Raw genomic sequence first — 22,317 nt, forward strand, 5'->3', positions numbered from 1 at the left:
AAATAGGATTAGATTAGTTCGTTATTTCCAGCGTGATCGTTGCGTAGGCTTCAAATGTACCAGGTTGAGGCCGTGCTCCCGTCGCGCTGGCAGGCGCGGCAGAAAAAGTCAATGAGTTAGTCTCGGCGCCGGCATTATTGACGCCCATATCCATATCCATTTTTCCGCCTGTCACCTTAACCATCTGATCCCATTTGTCATAAATCATAATTCCGACATCATCATTACCCAGGACTTTCATCATATTTGCGCTGGAATCAACGGGATCCGCATTAAATGTTGAATAGACGATATTCTCATCCAACATTCCGGTACATTTCACCTGAACCGTTTTGGTCACTTTATGGCCTGCAGCAGCGGTGCCTTGCGTTGTCGAAAAATCCGCTACGGGGATCTTACCGAAATTCACCTCTATCACCTGGCCGGAATCAATTTCACAACTCTGCGGCGCCACGATATCGCCAACAATTCTGATTTCTGCCAGTTTGTCGGTGCTGGCAACGGAGGAGCTAGCATCAAGCCCCCCGTATAAATCAGCCACAATAGAGCCAGGAATGGCGACCTGACCAACAAACGGTTTATTAATAAGGAAAGAGACTTTGACTTCAGACCCGGTATCCAGCGTTGCAGCATCGCCCTCAACGGTATCGGTATAACAACCGGTCCCCTCGATGACCACATTAGGTTCAGCCTCAAAGGGAACCGCAATAAGGCCTCGCCCATGAACCTTAATCGACGTTGCAATACTCAGGTTATCGTTGAGCGTATAGTACGTGTAACCGTTTTTAGTGGTATCAATACTCAAAGGCGAACGGGCGGTATAATAAATATTACGAAATATCGATGAAAAGTGGGTCAGACAGCTACAGCTAACCAAATACGATTGTGACGATGTTAATGTCTCCAGATCCCTGACTTCTGTTCCGGCTTTATTTTTTTCTGCAGGAATCTTGGCGTTATTGAGATTAAGGTCATAAATATAAGTCCCTTTGTCCGTATGACAAATACCATCGCCAGCCCGGCAAACAGGTGAAATCAGAACCATAAAGCAAGAAGATAATATTATTGTCCATAAACGCATAATTAAATTCCTTATTGGCAAGTGACGGCTTGCTGCACCAGTTCAGCATTCTCTGGTTTATTACCCAGCGTATAATTAACAGCACATGTTGTTGCTTTATCACCGCCCCAGCTTAGGGTGAAACGACCGTTTTCCGGCATCCCCGACAAATAGAGTTCGCCGTTATCGCCGACAATCCCGGTTACCGTTCCAGAATCCAGCTCCGCCGACGCCATCGCGCCAAACGGCGCAGGTTTGCCATTCGCCTGCATCACATTAAACAACACGCGATAACCGACATGCGTCACAAACGCCGCCTTCACCACGGCGCCGCGCGTTGGCACCAGATTGACTACAGTGCTATCCAGCTCAATATTGGCTTTGGCAAAATAGTTGCTGTCAATTGCCACGCGGTTTTCGTCGTACGGGTTAAGCTGCGTTTTCACCGTATAGCCCCGCCAGTCTGTAGCAACCCCGGTCGTGTTTTCTACGGTAAGGCCATCAGCGCCCGGCGCTTCCACCAGCGCGACGGTTTCCCCCAATTCCTGAGAGAAGGTCACACCGCCACTGTGAACCAGGATGCCGCCGCGCGCACCATAGTTCAGCGTCTGTGAATCACGGCTCCAGGCATAACCGCCGTTTACTGAACCATAAGTACCGTCATATCCCATGCTGGCATTCCCGCCATAGGTATCTTCCGGTGAGCTGGTCCAGGATTCCTGCACGTTATAGGAAAGATTGTGGCCCTCCAGCAACGTGCCGCCAACGCCAGCCTGCATTGTGCTGTCGTTATGATTATTTTGCGTCATCGAGTAGTTAACGTAGCTGCTCTCCATCGCCCCTGAAAGCGGGATGGAAACCGTCAGCATGAATATCTGTTCGTGATCGCTGTCATCGTTGTCGTTTTTATTATTGCTACCGGAAGAACGATTCGCAGTGTCGGTATAGTTCCACGACGCGTTCCACGAAATTCGCCGCCAGCTGTTGCTATAGCCAAACTGCACCAGGCGCTCGACTTCATCCGTTTGCCAGTATTGCTGACGGCTTAATGTCAGATAAATATTGCCAAAACCGGGGCCAAATGATTGCGTCCAGGTTCCTTCCAGGCGGCTACGGCGGTTGCCCGTCACCCAGAAATCAGAGCTGTTGTCCTGCCGCGATGCCCACTCGCCGAGTGTGTAATAGCCTTCCGTGGAATAACGGTACCCCACCAGACGGAAACTGGTGTCGGTATCATCAAAACGTTTGGAGTAGAGAAAACGGTAAGACTGGCCGCTTTCATTATCACCATCGTCAAAGTGTGAACGGGCGTGGGTCACATCAAACGATACGGCCCCGATCGACCCCATATCTTTACCCATACCAAGCGCGGCGGAAGCATAATCTTCCGCAACCTGCGTGCCGCCATAGAGCGTTAATCCCCATGGCAGGCCATGCAACACCTGCGCCTGAACGACGTTAGGGGTAAATCCGCTTTCATCGCGCATTTCACCGACGCTAATATCAAAATCGGTCTGGCCTTCACGCTTCAGTATCGCCAGCGACGCGTACGGCTGGGTAAAGTGCTGCTCGCTACCGTCTTCTTCTTTTATGGTGACATCAAGATCGCCGCCGCCGCTGGTGGTGTTCAGGTCGGTGATCTCGAAAGCGCCCTGCGGCACGGCTGACTGATAAATGACATATTTATTCTGCCGGATGATAACAGTGGCGTTACTTTTCGCCACCCCGCGAACCACTGGCGCAAACCCGTTCTGGCTCGACGGTAGCATGTCATCGTCGGTATAGAGTCTGACCCCGCGGATCTGGGCGCTGTCAAAGACATCACTCGCCGTCCAGGTGTCGCCGACCATAATCTGGCTGCGCAGCGCGGCGATATCGCGCTGGACATAGCTACTGATGGAGTGATATTCCGTGTCGCTGCCAGTAGCGCTTAGCGTACTGTAGTTACGCAACCGCCATGCCCCCAGGTTAATCCCATTACGCAGGTTTAGATAATAAGAGTCATCGTTCCCATTGTCGTAATTAGACTTTACCGTGTGCGATCCGGAAAAATCATAATTGACCATCATCGCATTGATGCCCTCATCCCAGCGTGATGGGCTGATATAGTCATAGGCCGCCGTGTTCAGATAGATCTGTGGAACAGATATATTTAACGCCAGCTTATTTGCATCTAATAACCAGGTAGAGCCACCAATTAACGGAACGGGATTCACGCAGGCTGTATTATCGACATCCTGCAAACCTTTCACTGCGTCTACCTTGACACCATACGACGACAATACCTCCTTAACCGCGACAAAGCAGGGATGCAGGTCGGCATCCGGTTGATCCTGCACAAAGGTCACATCCCGTCGTTCAAACAGTTTCCCGTTAATGACGATATCGACCTTATAATCGCCCGGCGGCAACGCGTTGGAACGGTTAAACTGATGAATATCCACGTCCACGGGGTGATCGATTTCCAGCAAACCAGGGTTAAACAGCGTTTCACTGGCCATTGTCGGGAAAGCGATACTTAGATATGCACCTGAAATCAAGACGAGGCAAAGACGAGGGTGAATCATCAAGATATCCTTATCGCAAAACTAAAGCGCTTGCTTAACAGGGCTACTAATCGCGCCATAATCATTAATAAAACGCCAGACTAAAGAGTGACCCGCAACACCAGCAGGTAAATCCAGCGTTAATTTTTCAAAAGGCTTTATCATATTCAATGGAATATCTTTACCATCTACAGAGACATCCATGATATTCATATGAATAGGACTATTATTTTCTACAACCAGTTTACTTCCCTGCCGATACCATTTGACTTTAGCTACCGCTTTTTCAGGGATAAGCGTAATAGAGGCTGGGCGCCAGAATAACTTGATACGCGTTTTAATTGCGATCTCAAGCGTACTGCTATCTTTATTTTTACTGGATGGCGGAATGTTTTTCACGTTAAACCAAAAAACAGATTCACGATCCTTTGGCAACTCACCTTCTGTTTTAATAATACGCAGCACTTTTTCCTGACTCGGCTCAAGACGAGAAACAGGAGGAATTACGGTAAAAGGTGGTTTGCTCTTATCATCCTTACTGAAAGGATCAACCCATACTTGTATTAGATAAGGCAAATCAACTTCTTTATTGTAAATAGAAATAGTAGAGTCAGGCTCGCTGCCATGAAAGATGACGCGAGTTCCACCGACAACAATACCTGCCAAAGCAGAGGGAAGATTAAGGCACAGGAGTGCCAGAATAAATATTTTTATTCCACGAGCAAACATAAACATACTCATCCCTGGATAAAAAAGACGCCAGACATTTATACAACCACAGTTGTTCATAATGACAGGCGTCAATAAATTAATAAAAGACGATTAAAAAGAACGAATCTTATTTTTGATATTCAACCGTAAACTGAGAATCTGCGTTAGCAGTACCCGCTGTGACGGTTGCGTTAGTGGCAATATAACGAGCGATAAACTTCATGGAAGCCGTACCCGCTGTGGTATCAATCGTGCTGTATGCAGAATCGTTGTACAGTTTAACCTGAGAGTTATCCGCGCGGTTGTAAATACGGATCGCTACGCCAGATGCCGCGATGGCTGCGCCAGTACCTGTGTAATCACCAGGGGTAGAGCCATTAGCAGGGTTACCGATAGCCAGGTCGCCATTACCGTCAGAAGCTTCATTACCATCAAAACGAACAGCAGCCTTGGTATACGTGGCCGGGCACCCGGTCAGATCGATATGGAATTCGGTAGGTGCAGCGGTACTTCCCACGCCAGCAAATGCCGTTTTGTTAACTTTGCCTAAATTAACGTTTTGATCAGCGGTTTGTGGCGTGACCTGACAGGTGCTGTCAACTACTTCGCCAAGGAAGTGAACGGTACCGTCAGATGCAAGAACATTACCAGCAAATACTGTGGAAGACAGAACCAGCGCACCTGCAATTAAATTAAGTTTCATTATAACCCCATTAATAATATTATATCCCTGTGCTTTACTTATATTTCAATAATAAAACACACCATCCTTACGGCGGCGAAGATTACACTTAAGAATAAGGATTACAATAAATTTATTATCAACCCTGGCTGTTATAAATCAATAAATAAATATAAACAATACATCATTTATTAAATATTATTTTTCATGATATACAAAAATGGCTATTTTAAATACATCAGTCTATAAAATTAAGAATTCATCAATATCATTATTCTGCAACAACCTAAAAATGATTATTTCTTGCGCACTTTAACAAATAAAATACATTCACCAGATAAACGCAATTAAGTATAAAGTTATCTAGGCAAATAAATATAAAAAACAGGATGTTTGTAACAAAAAATGACAGGGGAGACAAAGAAATATGACAGACAGATATAAAAAAAGCTGCTGATTTCTCAGCAGCTTTTGTTGGTGAACAATTACTCTACGGTAACCGACTTCGCCAGGTTACGCGGCTGGTCCACATCTGTACCTTTAATCAGCGCCACGTGATACGCCAGCAGTTGCAGTGGAACGGTGTAGAAGATCGGCGCAATTACCTCTTCCACATGCGGCATCTCGATGATGTGCATGTTTTCGCTACTGGTAAAGCCAGCATCCTGATCGGCAAAGACGTACAACTGACCGCCACGGGCACGAACTTCTTCAATGTTGGATTTCAGTTTTTCCAGCAGTTCGTTGTTCGGTGCGACCACGATAACCGGCATATCCGCATCGATCAGCGCCAGCGGACCGTGCTTCAGTTCGCCTGCGGCATAAGCTTCAGCGTGAATATAAGAGATCTCTTTCAGCTTCAGCGCGCCTTCCAGCGCAATCGGATACTGATCGCCACGGCCCAGGAACAGCGCATGGTGCTTGTCAGAGAAACCTTCCGCCAGAGCGGCAATGCGTTTGTCCTGGGACAGCATCTGCTCAATACGGCTCGGCAGCGCCTGCAGACCATGAACGATCTCTTGCTCAATAGACGCATCCAGACCTTTCAGACGAGACAGCTTAGCCACCAGCATCAGCAGAACGGTCAACTGAGTGGTAAAGGCTTTCGTGGAGGCCACACCGATTTCGGTACCGGCGTTGGTCATCATCGCCAGGTCGGATTCACGCACCAGAGAAGATCCCGGTACGTTACAGATAGCCAGCGAGCCCAGATAGCCCAGCTCTTTAGACAAACGCAGACCCGCCAGGGTATCCGCCGTTTCACCAGACTGGGAAAGGGTGATCATCAGGCTGTTACGACGCACGGCAGATTTGCGATAGCGGAATTCGGAAGCGATTTCGACATCACAAGGAATACCGGCCAGCGACTCAAACCAGTAACGGGACACCATACCGGAGTTGTATGACGTACCACAGGCGATAATCTGGATATGCTCAACCTGAGACAGCAGCTCATTAGCACGCGAACCCAGCTCGCTTAAATCCACTTCACCGTGGCTAATGCGCCCGGTCAGCGTATTTTTAATCGCGTTCGGCTGTTCGTAGATCTCTTTCTGCATGTAGTGGCGATAAATACCTTTTTCGCCCGCGTCATATTGCAGATTCGATTCGATATCCTGCCGTTTCACTTCCGCGCCAGACTTGTCGAAAATAGAGACCGAACGACGGGTCACTTCCGCGATGTCACCCTCTTCCAGGAAGATAAAGCGACGGGTTACCGGCAGCAGCGCCAGCTGATCGGAAGCAATAAAGTTTTCCCCCATACCCAGACCAATCACCAGCGGGCTACCAGAACGAGCAGCCAGCAGCGTTTCCGGGTTACGGGTATCCATGATCACCGTGCCGTAGGCACCACGCAGTTGCGGAATAGTACGCAGTACGGCTTCACGCAGCGTACCACCCTGTTCCAGCTCCCAGTGCACCAGGTGAGCAATCACTTCGGTGTCGGTTTCAGAAACAAAGGTGTAACCACGCGTTTTCAGCAGTTCACGCAGCGGTTCATGGTTTTCAATGATGCCGTTATGCACCACGACAATGTGTTCAGAAACATGGGGATGCGCGTTCGCTTCTGAAGGTTCTCCGTGGGTCGCCCAACGGGTATGAGCGATACCGGTACCGCCATGCAGCGGATGTTCTTCCGCTGCTGCAGTCAGCATCTGCACTTTACCCAGACGACGCAGGCGAGTCATATTGCCTTCAGCATCGACAACGGCCAGACCAGCAGAGTCATAACCACGATATTCCAGACGACGTAAACCTTCGAGAAGGATTTCAGCTACATCACGCTGCGCGATAGCGCCAACAATTCCACACATATTTTTTGATTCCGAATTTAGGCATTGTGCCTGTCGTTGTCGCTGACCTGTTTCCCCTTCGTCTTTCACTCCGTAGCTACGTTGGCTACGCTTGCTCACTGCGGTCACTTACTTTAGTAAGCTCCCGTAGATTCCCAAGCTTGCCGCCTTGCTACAGCGCGAAATACTTTGGGTAATACCCGTATTCCGGGCGCCCCGAGCCTTGTAGAGAGTGGGGTTATTTTTATGGTACTGCTTGTTGAGCGGAGGATTATGTTATCCCCTCGTCTCTTGTCTGCCTGATGGCGCTCACGCTTATCAGGCCTACAGAACGTCACCGCACGCAGGCCACCATCCGGCAAAAACTGAATTACTTTTTCTTCACCGGGCGCTGCCAGCCTTGTTTATGAACCTGAGGCACACGGCTTAATACCAGTTCGTTATCGGCAACATCGCGCGTTACGGTCGTCCCCGCCGCGATGGTGGCGCCTTTACCCACGGTGACAGGTGCCACCAGCTGAGTATCGGAACCGACAAACACATCATCGCCAATAATGGTTTTAAATTTATTCGCGCCATCGTAATTGCAGGTGATCGTACCCGCGCCGATGTTCACGTTATCGCCAATTTCCGCATCGCCCAGATAGGTCAGGTGACCTGCTTTAGAGCCTTTACCCAGACGCGCTTTTTTCATTTCGACGAAGTTACCCACGTGTGCGCCTTCCTGCAGCTCTGCACCAGGGCGCAGACGCGCGAAAGGACCGATGGTGCATGCTGCTTCCAGATGCGCATCTTCCACCACGCTGTACGGACTTAGCTCACAACCATCACCAATCACGCTGTTTTTGATGATGCAGCCAGCGCCAATCTTGACGCGATCCCCAACAGTTACGTTACCTTCAATGATAACGTTAGTATCAATTTCGACATCGCGCCCGTGAATAAGCGTACCGCGAAGATCAAAACGTGCCGGATCGCGCAGCATCACGCCCGCCAGCAGCAGTTTTTCTGCCTGCTCGGACTGATAAACACGCTCCAGACGAGAGAGCTGAAGACGGTTGTTCACCCCTTCCGTTTCACTGATTCGTGCCGGATGTACCGCAGCAATTTCACGCCCTTCCTGATACGCCATCGCAATGATATCGGTGATGTAGTATTCACCCTGCACGTTGTTGTTGGTCAGTTTGGACAGCCAGCGCTTCAGGTCTGCGCCGTTGGCAATCAGGATGCCGGTGTTGATTTCCTGGATTTGACGCTGCTCGTCAGTGGCATCCTTATGTTCAACAATGCCTGTGACTTTACCGTTATCACGCGTAATTCGCCCATAACCGGATGGGTCGTCCAGTTTTACCGTTAACAAGCCGATGCCCCCCTGCGGTTTAGCATCACGCAGGCGACGTAGTGTTTCGGTGGAGATTAGCGGCACATCGCCATAGAGCATTAAAATGTCTTCGTCATCACTAAAGAATGGTGCCGCCTGTTGCATAGCATGACCGGTACCCAACTGCTCGGCCTGCAGGACCCAGTTCAGGTTGCCATCTTTCAGCGTCTGCTTAAGCAAATCACCACCGTGTCCGTAGACCAGATGTACGTGAGTCGCGCCTAATTCATTAGCGGCATCAATGACATGCTGCACCATCGGTTTTCCTGCGAGGGTATGCAGCACTTTAGGGAGATCGGAATACATACGCGTGCCTTTGCCTGCGGCAAGGATCACGACGCTCATAGCATTATTCAACATACACGTCCTGACTGTAATTTGAGAACGAATTTATACCGTTTCACATTGAAAATACTACATTTTTTTCATCGTGAAATGGACCGAAGATAAAACGTTCAATCGGGGAAATTCCCCATCTGATAACTGTCTATTTTCGTCTATATCTACGTCTTTTGTCTCCCCAAAACCAGCAGTCTGCTCTTATTAAAGCCTTAGGTGGATGTTTTTGCTATTTTTTTGCCGCATAAATAAAGAATGACATTAGCGAAGGTATGATTTTAGGCATGCGATTCAGTGGGAAGCAGAAAAGGCAAACACGACAATAACGATGTGAGAGAAAAGAGCAGGGGGGAATTTAACAAATGGCGCTAGCTGATAAACCGCATTACGCATCGCGCCACAGAGCAGGCAGGGAAAGACTAAAAACTCATATTGCTGAACAGGGCGATGATTTTGTTGATCAATTTCATATTGGTATCTCTTTTTTATCTGATTTTATTATGTGATATACATCACAAAAAAAAGAGTCTACGCCTCATTTTTTAACCAATCAATATTTTTTTGATCTAAATCACGAAATAATAAAACTGCTTTTTATTTTCATTTTTGCTGAAACAAAGCCATAAAAAAAGCCAGCCTGGAAACCAGACTGGCCTTGTGTTTTTCAAGCCGGTGTTACATCGCTTTTTTGGTCAACTCGATAACGCGCAGTTTCGCGATCGCTTTGGCCAGTTCCGCAGATGCCTGAGCGTAATCCACGTCACCATGAGAGCTCTTGATATGCTCTTCAGCCTTACGCTTCGCTTCCAGGGCTCTCGCTTCATCGAGATCCTGTCCGCGAATCGCGGTATCAGCCAGTACGGTCACGCTGCCAGGCTGCACTTCGAGAATGCCGCCGGACAGATAGATAAACTCTTCATGACCGAACTGTTTAACGATGCGGATCATACCAGGCTTAATGGCGGTGAGCAGCGGAGCGTGACCCGGGAAAATACCCAGTTCACCTTCACTACCCGTTACCTGGATTTTTTCGACCAGACCAGAGAACATTTGTTGCTCTGCGCTGACGACGTCCAGGTGGTAAGTCATTGCCATATCACCCTCCGATTAAGGCGTTAAAGTTTTTTGGCTTTTTCCACAGCTTCTTCGATGGAACCAACCATGTAGAACGCCTGCTCTGGCAGGTGGTCGTATTCGCCTTCCATGATGCCTTTAAAGCCACGGATGGTGTCTTTCAGGGAAACGTATTTACCTGGAGAACCGGTGAATACTTCCGCAACGAAGAACGGCTGGGACAGGAAGCGCTGGATCTTACGCGCACGTGCTACCACCAGTTTATCTTCTTCAGACAGTTCATCCATACCCAGGATGGCGATGATGTCTTTCAGTTCCTGATAACGCTGCAGCAGGGACTGTACGCCACGCGCGGTGTCGTAGTGTTCCTGACCAACAACCAGCGGATCCAGCTGACGGCTGGTGGAATCCAGCGGGTCAACGGCCGGGTAGATACCCAGGGATGCGATCTGACGGCTCAGTACCACGGTTGCATCTAAGTGCGCAAAGGTGGTTGCTGGCGATGGGTCAGTCAAGTCATCCGCAGGTACGTATACCGCCTGAACGGAAGTGATAGAACCGGTTTTGGTAGAGGTGATACGTTCCTGCAGAACACCCATCTCTTCCGCCAGGGTTGGCTGGTAGCCTACCGCTGATGGCATACGACCCAGCAGTGCAGATACTTCAGTACCGGCCAGGGTGTAACGGTAGATGTTGTCAACGAACAGCAGAACGTCACGACCTTCGTCACGGAACTTCTCAGCCATGGTCAGACCGGTCAGCGCAACGCGCAGACGGTTTCCCGGCGGCTCGTTCATCTGGCCATATACCAGGGATACTTTGTCCAGAACGTTGGAGTCGGTCATTTCGTGGTAGAAGTCGTTACCCTCACGAGTACGTTCACCAACGCCCGCAAACACTGAGTAACCGGAGTGTTCGATCGCGATGTTACGGATCAGCTCCATCATGTTTACGGTTTTACCTACACCCGCACCACCGAACAGACCAACTTTACCGCCCTTCGCGAACGGACACATCAGGTCGATAACTTTGATGCCGGTTTCCAGCAGTTCCTGAGAACTGGACAGTTCTTCATAGGTAGGTGCTGCGCGGTGGATAGCCCAACGCTCTTCTTCACCGATATCGCCTTTCATGTCGATCGGGTGACCCAGGACGTTCATGATACGCCCCAGGGTTGCTTTACCTACCGGGACTTCGATCGGGTGCTCAAGGTCTTTAACTTCCAGACCACGACGCAGACCGTCGGAAGAACCCATGGCGATGGTACGTACGATACCGCCGCCGAGCTGCTGCTGAACTTCCAGCACCAGGCTCTCTTTACCATTCATAACCTCAAGAGCATCGTACACGCGCGGTACGGCATCCTGAGGGAATTCGACGTCAACCACGGCGCCGATTACCTGGACAATTTTTCCAGTAGCCATCTTGAATCCTCTACGAATTAACCTGGTTATACCGCGGATGCACCACCGACGATCTCGGTGAGTTCCTGAGTAATGCTGGCCTGACGAGCTTTGTTGTATACCAACTGCAGCTCTTTAATCAGGCTGCCGCCATTGTCGGTCGCGGCTTTCATCGCCACCATACGTGCGGCCTGCTCGCTGGCCAGGTTTTCTACCACGCCCTGATAAACCTGAGACTCGACATAACGACGCAGCAAGGTATCCAGCAGCGCTTTCGGGTCTGGCTCATACAGGTAATCCCAAGATTTACGCTTCAATTCATCATCATCTGATGCCGGCAGAGGCAGCAGTTGAGTGATGGTTGGCGTCTGAGACATGGTGTTAATAAATTTGTTGCTGACAACGTACAGTTTGTCCAGACGACCTTCGTCGTAGGCCTGCAGCATCACTTTAACCGGACCGATCAGTTCGGACAGGGAAGGGTTATCCCCCATACCGGTTACCTGAGCAATCACGTTACCACCGACGGAATTAAAGAAAGACACGCCCTTAGAGCCGATCATTGCGATATCGCACTGAACGCCTTTATCGGACCATGTTTTCATATCCGCCAGCAGCTTTTTGAACAGGTTAATGTTCAAGCCACCGCACAGACCACGGTCGGTCGACACCACCAGGTAGCCCACGCGCTTAACGTCGCGTTCTTCCAGGTAAGGGTGCTTATATTCCAGATTACCGTTCGCAAGGTGACCAATCACTTTGCGCATGGTCTCTGCATAAGGACGGCTGGCCGCCATGCGATCCTGCGATTTACGCATTTTGGAAGCGGCGACCATCTCCATCGCTTTAGTGATCTTCTGCGTGTTCTGGACGCTTGCGATCTTACTACGTATCTCTTTTGCGCCGGCCATGAGCTTCTCCTCAATGCCTTGCGGTCCGCCCTAGGACAGACCGCCAGACGTTACCAGGACTGGGTTGCCTTGAAGGAATCGAGGATAGCTTTCAGCTTGCCTTCGATTTCATCGTTATAGCCACCGGACTGGTTGATCTCTTGCATCAGCGGAGCGTGGTCACGGTCGACGTAAGCCAGCAGAGCGGCTTCGAAGCTACCGATTTTCGCCAGTTCCACATCTTCGAGGTAACCGCGTTCAGCCGCAAACAGCACCACACCCTGCTGTGCAACAGACATTGGTGCATACTGTTTCTGCTTCAGCAGTTCAGTTACTTTCTGACCGTGGCTCAGCTGCTTACGCGTAGCTTCATCCAGGTCGGAAGCGAACTGAGAAAACGCTGCCAGTTCACGATACTGCGCCAGCGCAGTACGAATACCACCGGACAATTTCTTGATGATCTTGGTCTGCGCTGCGCCACCTACACGAGATACGGAGATACCCGGGTTAACTGCCGGACGAATACCGGAGTTGAACAGGTTGGTTTCCAGGAAGATCTGACCATCGGTAATAGAAATTACGTTGGTCGGAACGAACGCAGAAACGTCACCCGCCTGGGTTTCGATAATCGGCAGAGCGGTCAGGGAGCCGGTTTTACCTTTAACTTCACCGTTGGTGAACTTCTCAACGTATTCCGCGTTTACGCGGGATGCGCGTTCCAGCAGACGGGAGTGGAGGTAAAATACGTCGCCCGGGAATGCTTCACGTCCTGGCGGACGACGGAGCAGCAGGGAAACCTGACGATAAGCAACAGCCTGTTTAGACAGGTCATCGTAAACGATCAGTGCATCTTCACCGCGGTCACGGAAGTATTCGCCCATTGCGCAACCAGCATATGGCGCCAGGTATTGCAGTGCAGCAGATTCAGACGCGGTCGCCACAACAACGATGGTGTTGGACAGTGCGCCGTGCTCTTCCAGTTTACGAACCACGTTAGAAATGGTGGACGCTTTCTGGCCGATAGCCACGTACACACATTTGATGCCGGAGTCACGCTGGTTGATGATGGCGTCGATAGCCATCGCGGTTTTACCGGTCTGACGGTCACCGATGATCAGCTCACGCTGGCCACGACCGATTGGGATCATGGCATCAACAGATTTATAACCGGTCTGCACTGGCTGGTCGACGGACTGACGTTCGATTACGCCCGGTGCGATAACTTCGATTGGCGAGAAGCCATCGTTATCAACCGGACCTTTACCGTCGATCGGGGAACCCAGAGTGTTCACCACACGACCCAGCAGGCCACGGCCAACCGGAACTTCCAGAATACGACCCGTACACTTAACCTTCATGCCTTCGGCGAGGTCAGCGTATGGACCCATCACAACAGCACCTACAGAGTCGCGCTCCAGGTTCAGTGCGATAGCGTAACGGTTACCCGGCAGGGAAATCATCTCACCCTGCATACAATCGGCCAGGCCGTGAATGCGGATAACACCGTCACTTACAGAAACAATAGTACCTTCGTTGTGAGCTTCGCTCACAACATTGAACTGAGCAATGCGCTGCTTGATCAGTTCGCTGATTTCGGTGGAATTCAGTTGCATGCTCCAGTCCCCTTAAGACTGCAAGACGTCTGCAAGGCGCTCAAGACGGCCGCGTACGCTGCCATCAATGACCATATCACCCGCTCGGATGATTACGCCTGCCATTACAGACTTATCGATTTTGCAATTCAGCTTAACTTTGCGTGACAGACGTTTTTCCATCGCTGCACTAATCTTCGTAAGCTGTTCATCACTCAGTGCATTGGCAGAAGTGACTTCTACCTCAGAGATAGCCTCACTGGCTGCACGCAGATGAATAAACTGCTCAAGAACATCCGGGAGCGCATTCAGACGGTTATTTTCAGCCATTACCCTAATCAGGTTTTGGCCGCTTTCGTCCAGCTGCTCACCGCACACGGCGATAAACGACTCAGCGAGCGTTTCTGGCGCCAACGCGCCAGAGAGAAGCTCTGCCATTTGTTCGTTTTTCGTCACCTCAGCGGCGAAAGTCAGCATATCCTGCCAACGGTCAACGCTTTGGTGCTCAACGGCAAAGTCAAAAGCTGCTTTGGCGTAGGGGCGAGCTACCGTAATAAATTCAGACATCAGCCCCTCCCTCCTTACAGTTCAGCGACAAGTTTGTCCACGATGTCGCTATTAGCAGCTTCATCCACGGAACGTTCGATGATCTTCTCGGCGCCAGCAACAGCCAGGATAGCAACTTGCTTACGCAGCTCTTCGCGAGCACGTTTACGCTCGGCGTCAATTTCCGCCTGCGCCTGTGCCACGATTTTAGTACGTTCCTGCTCTGCTTCAGTTTTAGCTTCGTCCAGGATCTGAGCACGGCGTTTGTTCGCCTGCTCGATGATTACCTGAGCTTCCGCCTTCGCTTTTTTCAGCTGGTCGGTCGCGCTGGCCTTTGCAAGGTCAAGATCCTTATGTGCTCGTTCTGCGGAAGCAAGGCCGTCAGCAATTTCTTTCTGACGTTTTTCGATGGCAGCCATTAACGGCGGCCATACGTACTTCATGCAGAACAGAACGAACAGGACAAACGCGATGGCCTGGCCGAGGATTGTTGCGTTAAGATTCACAGCACAATGCCTCTATCTAGTTAACGTTCTGATATTGCTCTTAATTCAAGCAACGCTTACTACGCGACAGCAAACATCACGTACAGACCCAGACCTACAGCGATCATTGGGATTGCATCCACCAGACCCATAACGATAAAGAACTGAGTACGCAGCAGAGGAATCAGATCCGGTTGACGCGCTGCGCCTTCCAGGAATTTACCCCCGAGGATGCCGATACCGATCGCAGCACCGATTGCCGCCAGACCCATCATCACAGCGGCAGCAATGTACAGCAGATCCATATTCAGGTTTTCCATGACAGTCTCCAGTTTGTTTCAGTTAAAACGTAGTAGTGTTGGTAAATTAATGCTCTTCAGATGCCATCGACAGATAGACAATCGTCAGAACCATAAATATGAAGGCTTGCAGCGTGATAATCAGTATGTGGAAAATGGCCCACGGCACATTCAGAATCCACTGTGACCACCACGGCAACAGACCAGCAATCAGAATGAAAATCAGCTCACCAGCGTACATGTTACCGAACAGTCGCAGACCAAGAGAGATTGGTTTGGACAGCAGGCTTACCCCTTCAAGGATTAAGTTGATAGGGATGAACGCCCAGTGATTGAACGGCTGCAGCGTCAACTCTTTCGCGAAGCCACCGATGCCTTTCATTTTGATGCTGTAGAACAGAATAAGGATAAATACGCCCAGCGCCATCGACAGGGTGATGTTCACGTCAGCGGACGGAACCACACGCAGAGCCGGCAGGCCAAAGATATGCTCACCGATGTACGGCAGCAGGTCGATAGGCAGCAAATCCATAAAGTTCATCAGGAATACCCAGACGAAAATCGTCAGGGCCAGCGGAGCAATCAGCTTGCTTTTGCCATGGTACATGTCTTTCACGCTACCATGCACAAAGCCGATTATCAGCTCAATCGCAGTCTGAAATTTACCTGGTACGCCACTGGTCGCCTTTTTGGCAACACTACGGAACATTAACAGGAACAACAGACCCAGAACCACCGAGAAGAAAATGGAGTCAATATTGAGCGTCCAGAAGGTGGCTGGGGGGTTGTGCGGATCCACCAGCGAGAATGTACGTAGGTCCAACTGAAGGTTATTCAGATGGTGTCCTATGTAATCCTGCGGCGTCATATTTTCTGAAGCCATGATGCCTTTACCCTTTGTTGTTAATTACAGCCGGCGCCAGTATCTGAACCACCAGCACCAAAACCCACGTAACGATCAGCGGCACGAATACCGCTTTCAAAACAGCCAACGCCACCACCAGCAACACCAGCATAGCTAACACCTTGAAGGCTTCGCCGAATGCGAACGACCAGGCTACCCGACCTTTCGCTGGTGTATGCACCTGGTGACGCCAGGCGAATATCATAAACAACACGTTGGGCAGTAACACTGCCAATCCTCCGCACAGTGCGGAGATGCCCCAGAAGGGGTCTTTGAGGCTAAACAGCAATCCACTTGCTATTACCGCCAGAAGCTGTGTGAGCAAAAGCTTACGAGCAACGTTTCGACTCAAGAGCGACATAGACATCACGTGTTTACTCCTGCTCCCTTCGAGGTATGCCGCGTGTCGTATAAAACGTTCTTTATGGCTTAGAGTCAAGCATCAAAAAGCGGTCAAATTATACGGTGCGCCTTCGTGATTTCAAACAATAAGTAGCTAAAAAGTGAATAAATGTTTAAATATTTTTCGCTGCGCCACATTTATTACTTTTTGGCAAACTGTGAACGATCATGCAAAACTGCAAATGCCGCGAAAACACTAGCGTTAAAGCGTGCACCAGATCACATATTGAACATATTCCCCTTCGCATAATTTATTTACGTGGCAAATGGTGCCATTTCATCTTTTTGATATTTAAGCGTAAAAAGCGACACTATTTCAAAAACAACGCCTAACAACAAAAGAACCACTGATTGACATTTATAATAAAAAATTAACACAAACGGTGGTTCTTAGGTTCTATTTTTAGCAGACTGATATTTTCACAGTTGACTTGTTTCGCTTTTAACAAAAAACGGTACGTTATAGTTATGATGCAAAACCGTAAGGTAGAGGTGAAATGTGACAGCATTTCGCCACACTACCCTCTATAACTTTTAACACCTGAATAGACGTTTTTTCTCTATTTTTTTTGATAAAAATTAAATTTTGTTTGGCTTAATAACCACCAAATGACGTTCGCCATCCAGTTGCGGAACGCGCAATTTTTCAACTGACTCGACGCAAAATTCTGCAGGCAACGAGGCTATTTCATCTTCAGGCAACTGCCCTTTGAGTGCATAAAAGCGTCCGTTCTGGCCAGGCAAGTGATGACACCAGCTCACCATATCATTGAGGGACGCGAAAGCACGGCTAATCACCCCATCAAATGGCGGCTCTGAAGGAAATTCTTCAACCCGACTTTGCACAGGCGTGATGTTAGTAAGACCAAGCTCATGCTGCACCTGACGTAAGAAACGGACCCGTTTTCCCAGGCTATCCAACAGTGTGAAATGCGCTTCAGGCCGCACGATAGAGAGCGGAATTCCCGGCAGACCCGGTCCTGTGCCAACATCAATAAAGCGCTCGCCCTTCAGATAAGGCGCAACAACAATACTGTCCAGAATATGGCGCACCAACATTTCGTTGGGATCCCGCACCGACGTCAGGTTGTATGCTTTATTCCATTTGTGCAGCATATCGACATACGCAATCAGCTGATTTTTCTGGTGATCGGTAAGAGAAATACCGGCATCAGCCAGCAGACGAGAGAGTTTGTTGAGCACGGTCATTACCTGTTAATAATCAAATGCCCGATGCGCTTTCGCTTATCGGGCCTACAAATTTGTAGGGCGGGTAAGCGAAGCGCCCCCGCCAAATTAGTGTTATCAAGCGCTGCGACGCAGCATGCCTTGTTTTTTCAGCCATACCAGCAGAATGGAAATGGCGGCAGGCGTTACGCCAGAAATGCGCGATGCCTGGCCGATCGATACCGGTTTGTGATCGTTCAGTTTGGCGATGACTTCATTCGACAAGCCCGAGACCTGGCGATAATCCAGCGTTGCAGGCAACAGGGTATTCTCATTACGCTGTTGTCTTTCGATTTCTTCATGCTGACGGGCGATATACCCTTCGTATTTCACCTGAATCTCAACCTGTTCTGCGGCCTGAGCATCGTCAAGCGCCGGTGCGAATGCAGATAAAGAGGTCAACTGAGCATAGGTCATATCCGGACGACGCAGCAGATCTTCACCGCTAGCCTCACGAGATAAAGGTGTTGCCAGGTGAGCGTTCACTTCTGCTGCAGATTCCGCTAATGGGTTTACCCAAGTTGATTTGAGACGCTGGCGTTCCTGTTCGATGCGCTCCAGCTTCTCGTTGAAGCGAGCCCAACGCTCATCGTCCACCAGACCGAGTTCACGACCTATTTCCGTCAGACGCAGATCGGCGTTATCTTCACGCAGCATCAAGCGATATTCAGCACGTGAGGTAAACATGCGGTACGGTTCTTTGGTTCCCAGGGTGCAGAGATCGTCAACCAGCACGCCAAGGTAAGCCTGATCGCGACGCGGCGCCCAGCCGTCTTTCTCAGCAGACAAGCGTGCGGCGTTGAGACCTGCCAGCATGCCTTGCGCGGCGGCTTCTTCGTAACCGGTTGTACCGTTGATCTGGCCAGCAAAGAACAGACCGTGGATGAATTTGCTTTCCAGCGTCGGTTTCAGGTCGCGCGGATCGAAGAAATCGTACTCAATCGCATAGCCAGGACGGACGATTTTCGCGTTTTCCATCCCTTCCATTGAACGAACAATTTGCATCTGCACATCGAACGGCAGGCTGGTGGATATACCGTTCGGGTAAATTTCGTTAGAGGTCAGTCCTTCCGGTTCGAGGAAGATCTGATGCTGGTTGCGATCGGCAAAGCGCATTACTTTGTCTTCGATCGACGGGCAGTAGCGCGGGCCAATACCTTCGATCACGCCAGCGTACATTGGGCTACGATCGAGGTTATTGCGGATCACGTCATGGGTTTTCTCATTGGTATGCGTGATGTAGCACGGCATCTGGCGCGGATGCTGAGAAGCGTCGCCCAGGAATGAGAAGACCGGCATTGGGTTGTCGCTGTTTTGCTGACCTAGCACGCTGAAATCAATCGTGCGTGCATCAATACGCGGCGGCGTACCGGTTTTCAGGCGGCTGACGCGCAGCGGCAGTTCACGCAGACGGCGTGACAGCGGAATAGACGGCGGATCGCCAGCACGGCCGCCGCTGTAGTTGTCCAGACCAATATGAATTTTTCCGTCGAGGAAAGTCCCCACGGTTAATACGACCGCTTTGGCACGGAACTTCAGTCCCATTTGGGTTACCGCACCCACAACACGATCGTTTTCAACAATCAGATCTTCAACCGCCTGCTGGAAGATCATCAGGTTGGGTTGATTCTCCAGCGCGGTGCGTACCGCCTGACGATAAAGCACACGATCGGCCTGAGCTCGGGTAGCGCGAACGGCTGGCCCTTTGCTTGCGTTTAGTATCCTAAACTGAATGCCGGCATGATCGATCGCTTTTGCCATCAATCCACCAAGCGCATCCACTTCTTTTACCAGGTGTCCCTTCCCAATACCGCCAATCGCCGGGTTGCAGCTCATCTGCCCCAGAGTGTCGATATTGTGTGTCAAAAGCAGGGTCTGTTGTCCCATTCGCGCCGCGGCCATTGCGGCCTCGGTGCCTGCATGACCCCCGCCAATGATGATGACGTCAAAAGGATCCTGATAAAACATGGTAATTGCCTCGCATAACGCGGTGTGAAAATGGATTGAAGCCCGGGCCGTGGATTCTACTCAACTTTAGTCGATCGAGAAAGACCTGGGATCCTGGGTATTAAAAAGAAGATCTTTTTATTTAGAGATCTGTTTTATTGTGATCTCTTATTAGGATCGCCACTCTCTGTGGATAAGAGCGATCCTTTGAATAAGATCAACAGGTTGCTGAGGATCATTAGCTGTGAATGATCGGTGATCCTGGTCCGTATAAGCTGGGATCAGAATGAAGGGTTATACACAACTCAAAAACTGAACAGCCGTTATTCTTTGGATAACTACCGGTTGATCCAAGCTTTTAACCAGAGTTATCCACATAAAAAAGTGCGATCTTTACAAATATCTGAGCAATGGATACCAAGATCCCAACCAAATTTCAGCCGGATCTTCCGGAATTTCATGTTCCAGCACGTTGATCTTCAGCGTTTCGCCGATCTGTTTTGCCCCACAGGCTTTCAGTTCTGCTTCCAGCTTGTCGATTGCGCCGCAAAAGGTGTCATATTCACGACTGCCGATGCCGATTGCGCCAAAGTGTACTTGTGACAGGTCCGGTTTTTGCTCGCGTAATGCTTCATATAAAGGTTGCAGGTTGTCAGGAATGTCTCCGGCACCGTGTGTGGAGCTGATCACCAGCCAGATCCCTTCAGCCGGAACCTCATCCAGCATTGGGCCGTGCAGTATTTCGCTGGAAAAACCGGCGTCGTCCAGCTTTTCTGCCAGATGTTCTGCTACATATTCCGCACTGCCAAGCGTGCTGCCGCTGATAAGAGTGATGTCTGCCATGCTCGCCCACCTTTATAAAGAAGGCGCATTGTACGCTGTGAGCGAGCTGGGATCTACCTGTGGAAAAATGTGGGATTAAAAAAAACGATCACGGCTTGATGGTACGCATGATCGGGTTCTGCAGGACAATCAGGGTTTCAGTGGACTGAATTTCATCAATTGTTTGGATCTTGTTGATAAGTACCTGTTGCAGCGCGTCGATCGACTTGCACATCACCTTAATAAAGATGCTGTAGTGTCCGGTGGTGTAATACGCTTCGGTCACTTCATCAAGACTTTCCAGCCTGGCCAGCGCTGACGGATAGTCCTTCGCGCTTTTCAGGATGATGCCGATAAAGCAGCCGACGTCATAACCCAACTGTTTGGGACTGACATCAATACGCGCACCGGTGATGATCCCGGCCTGCTTCATCTTCTCTACGCGAACGTGAATTGTCCCCGGACTAACGCCAAACTGTTTGGCCAATTCGGCGTAGGCGGTGCGGGCATTTTCCATCAGGGCATCAAGAATGCCGCGGTCCAGATTGTCGATCTGATAATTTTCCATAGGTTTTTCTTATGTAGATTAATGATTCCTTCTATTTTAGATGCTAATTTTAACGAATCAAAATCGAAGTTGGCTTTTTGTTTGTTGATTATTGAATATTACCTCCATTCTGTTGCTTAATCATAGGCAACAGGACACAGGAGTACACATAATGAAAACCGCTTACATTGCCAAACAACGTCAAATTAGCTTCGTAAAATCTCATTTTTCTCGCCAGCTGGAAGAGCGTTTAGGTCTGATCGAAGTTCAGGCTCCGATCCTCAGCCGCGTAGGAGATGGCACGCAGGATAACTTGTCTGGCTGTGAAAAAGCGGTGCAGGTGAAGGTTAAAGCATTGCCAGACGCTCAATTCGAAGTGGTTCATTCACTGGCGAAGTGGAAGCGTCAAACGTTAGGACAACACGACTTTAGCGCAGGCGAAGGGCTGTACACGCATATGAAGGCCCTGCGTCCCGATGAAGATCGCCTCTCCCCACTGCACTCAGTGTATGTTGACCAGTGGGACTGGGAGCGCGTGATGGGCGACGGCGAGCGTCAATTCTCCACTCTGAAAAACACGGTAGAGGCTATCTGGGCGGGAATTAAGGCCACCGAGGCTGCGGTTAGCAAAGAGTTTGGTCTGGCACCGTTCCTGCCAGAGCAGATCCACTTTGTTCATAGCCAGGAGCTGTTATCTCGTTATCCGGATCTTGACGCGAAAGGTCGTGAACGTGCGATCGCAAAAGAACTGGGCGCAGTATTCCTGGTAGGGATCGGCGGCAAGCTCAGTGACGGTCACCGTCATGATGTACGCGCACCGGATTATGACGACTGGAGTTCGTCCTCCGAGCTGGGTCATGCCGGGCTGAACGGTGATATTCTGGTGTGGAACCCGGTTCTGGAAGATGCGTTTGAACTGTCTTCTATGGGGATCCGTGTGGATGCCGACACCCTGAAACACCAGCTTTCTTTGACCGGTGATGAAGATCGCCTGAGTCTGGAATGGCACCAGGCGCTGCTGCGCGGTGAAATGCCACAGACAATTGGCGGCGGGATTGGGCAGTCGCGTCTGACCATGCTGTTGTTGCAATTACCACATATCGGTCAGGTTCAGTGTGGTGTATGGCCGGCACAGGTACGTGAAAGCGTTTCTTCCCTGTTGTAAG

At 50.0% G+C, this 22,317-nt stretch carries 21 protein-coding genes; 2 read left to right on the top strand and 19 right to left on the bottom strand.

Translation table 11 applies throughout. The annotated features are described in order from the left end of the window. Window positions 1-13: 13 nt before the first annotated feature. The 6 genes from stgD to glmU all read right to left on the bottom strand — a co-directional run bounded on the left by stgD (window position 14) and on the right by glmU (window position 9,034). A complete protein-coding gene (gene stgD, locus FDX11_RS21840; protein WP_137349178.1) occupies window positions 14-1,081 on the bottom strand; it encodes a fimbrial protein StgD in 1,068 nt (355 codons plus the stop codon). An 11-nt stretch (window positions 1,082-1,092) separates the two neighbouring features. Beyond that, complete coding sequence (locus tag FDX11_RS21845) at window positions 1,093-3,627, bottom strand: fimbria/pilus outer membrane usher protein (RefSeq protein WP_137398531.1); 2,535 nt, start codon at window positions 3,625-3,627, stop codon at window positions 1,093-1,095. A gap of 21 nt (window positions 3,628-3,648) precedes the next feature. After that, the gene (locus FDX11_RS21850; RefSeq protein WP_249360755.1) at window positions 3,649-4,335 is read right to left on the bottom strand and encodes a fimbrial chaperone; all 687 of its coding nucleotides are present in this window, start codon (window positions 4,333-4,335) and stop codon (window positions 3,649-3,651) included. Between the two features lie 109 nt (window positions 4,336-4,444). After that, on the bottom strand, window positions 4,445-5,020 hold the full coding sequence (locus FDX11_RS21855) for a chaperone-usher fimbrial major subunit (protein WP_042311410.1): 576 nt from the start codon (window positions 5,018-5,020) through the stop codon (window positions 4,445-4,447). A gap of 464 nt (window positions 5,021-5,484) precedes the next feature. Then, window positions 5,485-7,314, bottom strand: coding sequence for a glutamine--fructose-6-phosphate transaminase (isomerizing) (gene glmS, locus FDX11_RS21860; protein WP_003023813.1), 1,830 nt, complete (start codon window positions 7,312-7,314; stop codon window positions 5,485-5,487). Between the two features lie 349 nt (window positions 7,315-7,663). Further along, window positions 7,664-9,034: a bifunctional UDP-N-acetylglucosamine diphosphorylase/glucosamine-1-phosphate N-acetyltransferase GlmU gene (gene glmU, locus FDX11_RS21865; RefSeq protein WP_042311407.1), complete on the bottom strand. Its 1,371-nt coding sequence runs from the start codon at window positions 9,032-9,034 to the stop codon at window positions 7,664-7,666. 341 nt (window positions 9,035-9,375) lie between these two features. On the opposite strand from glmU, the gene FDX11_RS25185 reads away from it, so the two are divergent. After that, window positions 9,376-9,519: a hypothetical protein gene (locus tag FDX11_RS25185; RefSeq protein WP_170972948.1), complete on the top strand. Its 144-nt coding sequence runs from the start codon at window positions 9,376-9,378 to the stop codon at window positions 9,517-9,519. 169 nt (window positions 9,520-9,688) lie between these two features. Here the strand turns inward: FDX11_RS25185 and FDX11_RS21870 are convergent, their stop codons facing one another. The 13 genes from FDX11_RS21870 to asnC all read right to left on the bottom strand — a co-directional run bounded on the left by FDX11_RS21870 (window position 9,689) and on the right by asnC (window position 21,172). Next, complete coding sequence (locus tag FDX11_RS21870) at window positions 9,689-10,108, bottom strand: F0F1 ATP synthase subunit epsilon (protein ID WP_003023809.1); 420 nt, start codon at window positions 10,106-10,108, stop codon at window positions 9,689-9,691. Between the two features lie 20 nt (window positions 10,109-10,128). Beyond that, window positions 10,129-11,511 (bottom strand): F0F1 ATP synthase subunit beta, encoded by a 1,383-nt coding sequence (gene atpD, locus FDX11_RS21875; protein WP_006687764.1) that lies wholly within the window; start codon window positions 11,509-11,511, stop codon window positions 10,129-10,131. Between the two features lie 26 nt (window positions 11,512-11,537). After that, on the bottom strand, window positions 11,538-12,401 hold the full coding sequence (gene atpG, locus FDX11_RS21880) for a F0F1 ATP synthase subunit gamma (RefSeq protein ID WP_006687765.1): 864 nt from the start codon (window positions 12,399-12,401) through the stop codon (window positions 11,538-11,540). A gap of 50 nt (window positions 12,402-12,451) precedes the next feature. Further along, window positions 12,452-13,993 (bottom strand): F0F1 ATP synthase subunit alpha, encoded by a 1,542-nt coding sequence (gene atpA, locus FDX11_RS21885; protein WP_003023802.1) that lies wholly within the window; start codon window positions 13,991-13,993, stop codon window positions 12,452-12,454. Between the two features lie 12 nt (window positions 13,994-14,005). Then, a complete protein-coding gene (gene atpH, locus FDX11_RS21890) occupies window positions 14,006-14,539 on the bottom strand; it encodes a F0F1 ATP synthase subunit delta (protein ID WP_006687767.1) in 534 nt (177 codons plus the stop codon). A gap of 14 nt (window positions 14,540-14,553) precedes the next feature. After that, entirely contained in the window at window positions 14,554-15,024 is a 471-nt protein-coding gene (gene atpF, locus FDX11_RS21895; protein WP_003827022.1) for a F0F1 ATP synthase subunit B, read from the bottom strand. A 59-nt stretch (window positions 15,025-15,083) separates the two neighbouring features. Next, window positions 15,084-15,323: a F0F1 ATP synthase subunit C gene (gene atpE, locus FDX11_RS21900; RefSeq protein ID WP_003023794.1), complete on the bottom strand. Its 240-nt coding sequence runs from the start codon at window positions 15,321-15,323 to the stop codon at window positions 15,084-15,086. Between the two features lie 46 nt (window positions 15,324-15,369). Beyond that, window positions 15,370-16,185 carry a F0F1 ATP synthase subunit A gene (gene atpB / locus FDX11_RS21905; RefSeq protein WP_042311404.1) on the bottom strand — a complete coding sequence of 272 codons (816 nt, stop codon included), beginning with the start codon at window positions 16,183-16,185 and terminating at the stop codon, window positions 15,370-15,372. 7 nt (window positions 16,186-16,192) lie between these two features. Continuing rightward, on the bottom strand, window positions 16,193-16,573 hold the full coding sequence (gene atpI, locus FDX11_RS21910) for a F0F1 ATP synthase subunit I (protein WP_137398532.1): 381 nt from the start codon (window positions 16,571-16,573) through the stop codon (window positions 16,193-16,195). Between the two features lie 614 nt (window positions 16,574-17,187). Then, window positions 17,188-17,811 (bottom strand): 16S rRNA (guanine(527)-N(7))-methyltransferase RsmG, encoded by a 624-nt coding sequence (rsmG, locus tag FDX11_RS21915; RefSeq protein WP_042311979.1) that lies wholly within the window; start codon window positions 17,809-17,811, stop codon window positions 17,188-17,190. A 102-nt stretch (window positions 17,812-17,913) separates the two neighbouring features. Then, the gene (gene mnmG / locus FDX11_RS21920; RefSeq protein WP_137398533.1) at window positions 17,914-19,803 is read right to left on the bottom strand and encodes a tRNA uridine-5-carboxymethylaminomethyl(34) synthesis enzyme MnmG; all 1,890 of its coding nucleotides are present in this window, start codon (window positions 19,801-19,803) and stop codon (window positions 17,914-17,916) included. 372 nt (window positions 19,804-20,175) lie between these two features. Beyond that, window positions 20,176-20,625, bottom strand: a complete 450-nt coding sequence (gene mioC / locus FDX11_RS21925) for an FMN-binding protein MioC (RefSeq protein ID WP_137398534.1) — start codon at window positions 20,623-20,625, stop codon at window positions 20,176-20,178. 88 nt (window positions 20,626-20,713) lie between these two features. Next, a complete protein-coding gene (gene asnC, locus FDX11_RS21930) occupies window positions 20,714-21,172 on the bottom strand; it encodes a transcriptional regulator AsnC (RefSeq protein ID WP_003023780.1) in 459 nt (152 codons plus the stop codon). Window positions 21,173-21,323: 151 nt separating this feature from the next. Between asnC and asnA the strand changes: the two genes are divergently transcribed. After that, window positions 21,324-22,316: an aspartate--ammonia ligase gene (gene asnA, locus FDX11_RS21935; protein WP_137398535.1), complete on the top strand. Its 993-nt coding sequence runs from the start codon at window positions 21,324-21,326 to the stop codon at window positions 22,314-22,316. The last annotated feature ends 1 nt before the right edge of the window (window position 22,317 follow it).

Source organism: Citrobacter sp. wls714, assembly GCF_005281025.1.
In the GTDB taxonomy this organism is placed as follows: domain Bacteria; phylum Pseudomonadota; class Gammaproteobacteria; order Enterobacterales; family Enterobacteriaceae; genus Citrobacter; species Citrobacter werkmanii.

Coding starts and splice junctions, on each gene's coding strand:
- stgD (WP_137349178.1), bottom strand. CDS start 1,081: ATGCGTTTATGGACAATAATATTATCTTCTTGCTTTATGGTTCTGATT.
- FDX11_RS21845 (WP_137398531.1), bottom strand. CDS start 3,627: ATGATTCACCCTCGTCTTTGCCTCGTCTTGATTTCAGGTGCATATCTA.
- FDX11_RS21850 (WP_249360755.1), bottom strand. CDS start 4,335: ATGTTTGCTCGTGGAATAAAAATATTTATTCTGGCACTCCTGTGCCTT.
- FDX11_RS21855 (WP_042311410.1), bottom strand. CDS start 5,020: ATGAAACTTAATTTAATTGCAGGTGCGCTGGTTCTGTCTTCCACAGTA.
- glmS (WP_003023813.1), bottom strand. CDS start 7,314: ATGTGTGGAATTGTTGGCGCTATCGCGCAGCGTGATGTAGCTGAAATC.
- glmU (WP_042311407.1), bottom strand. CDS start 9,034: ATGTTGAATAATGCTATGAGCGTCGTGATCCTTGCCGCAGGCAAAGGC.
- FDX11_RS25185 (WP_170972948.1), top strand. CDS start 9,376: ATGGCGCTAGCTGATAAACCGCATTACGCATCGCGCCACAGAGCAGGC.
- FDX11_RS21870 (WP_003023809.1), bottom strand. CDS start 10,108: ATGGCAATGACTTACCACCTGGACGTCGTCAGCGCAGAGCAACAAATG.
- atpD (WP_006687764.1), bottom strand. CDS start 11,511: ATGGCTACTGGAAAAATTGTCCAGGTAATCGGCGCCGTGGTTGACGTC.
- atpG (WP_006687765.1), bottom strand. CDS start 12,401: ATGGCCGGCGCAAAAGAGATACGTAGTAAGATCGCAAGCGTCCAGAAC.
- atpA (WP_003023802.1), bottom strand. CDS start 13,993: ATGCAACTGAATTCCACCGAAATCAGCGAACTGATCAAGCAGCGCATT.
- atpH (WP_006687767.1), bottom strand. CDS start 14,539: ATGTCTGAATTTATTACGGTAGCTCGCCCCTACGCCAAAGCAGCTTTT.
- atpE (WP_003023794.1), bottom strand. CDS start 15,323: ATGGAAAACCTGAATATGGATCTGCTGTACATTGCTGCCGCTGTGATG.
- atpB (WP_042311404.1), bottom strand. CDS start 16,185: ATGGCTTCAGAAAATATGACGCCGCAGGATTACATAGGACACCATCTG.
- atpI (WP_137398532.1), bottom strand. CDS start 16,573: ATGTCTATGTCGCTCTTGAGTCGAAACGTTGCTCGTAAGCTTTTGCTC.
- mnmG (WP_137398533.1), bottom strand. CDS start 19,803: ATGTTTTATCAGGATCCTTTTGACGTCATCATCATTGGCGGGGGTCAT.
- mioC (WP_137398534.1), bottom strand. CDS start 20,625: ATGGCAGACATCACTCTTATCAGCGGCAGCACGCTTGGCAGTGCGGAA.
- asnC (WP_003023780.1), bottom strand. CDS start 21,172: ATGGAAAATTATCAGATCGACAATCTGGACCGCGGCATTCTTGATGCC.
- asnA (WP_137398535.1), top strand. CDS start 21,324: ATGAAAACCGCTTACATTGCCAAACAACGTCAAATTAGCTTCGTAAAA.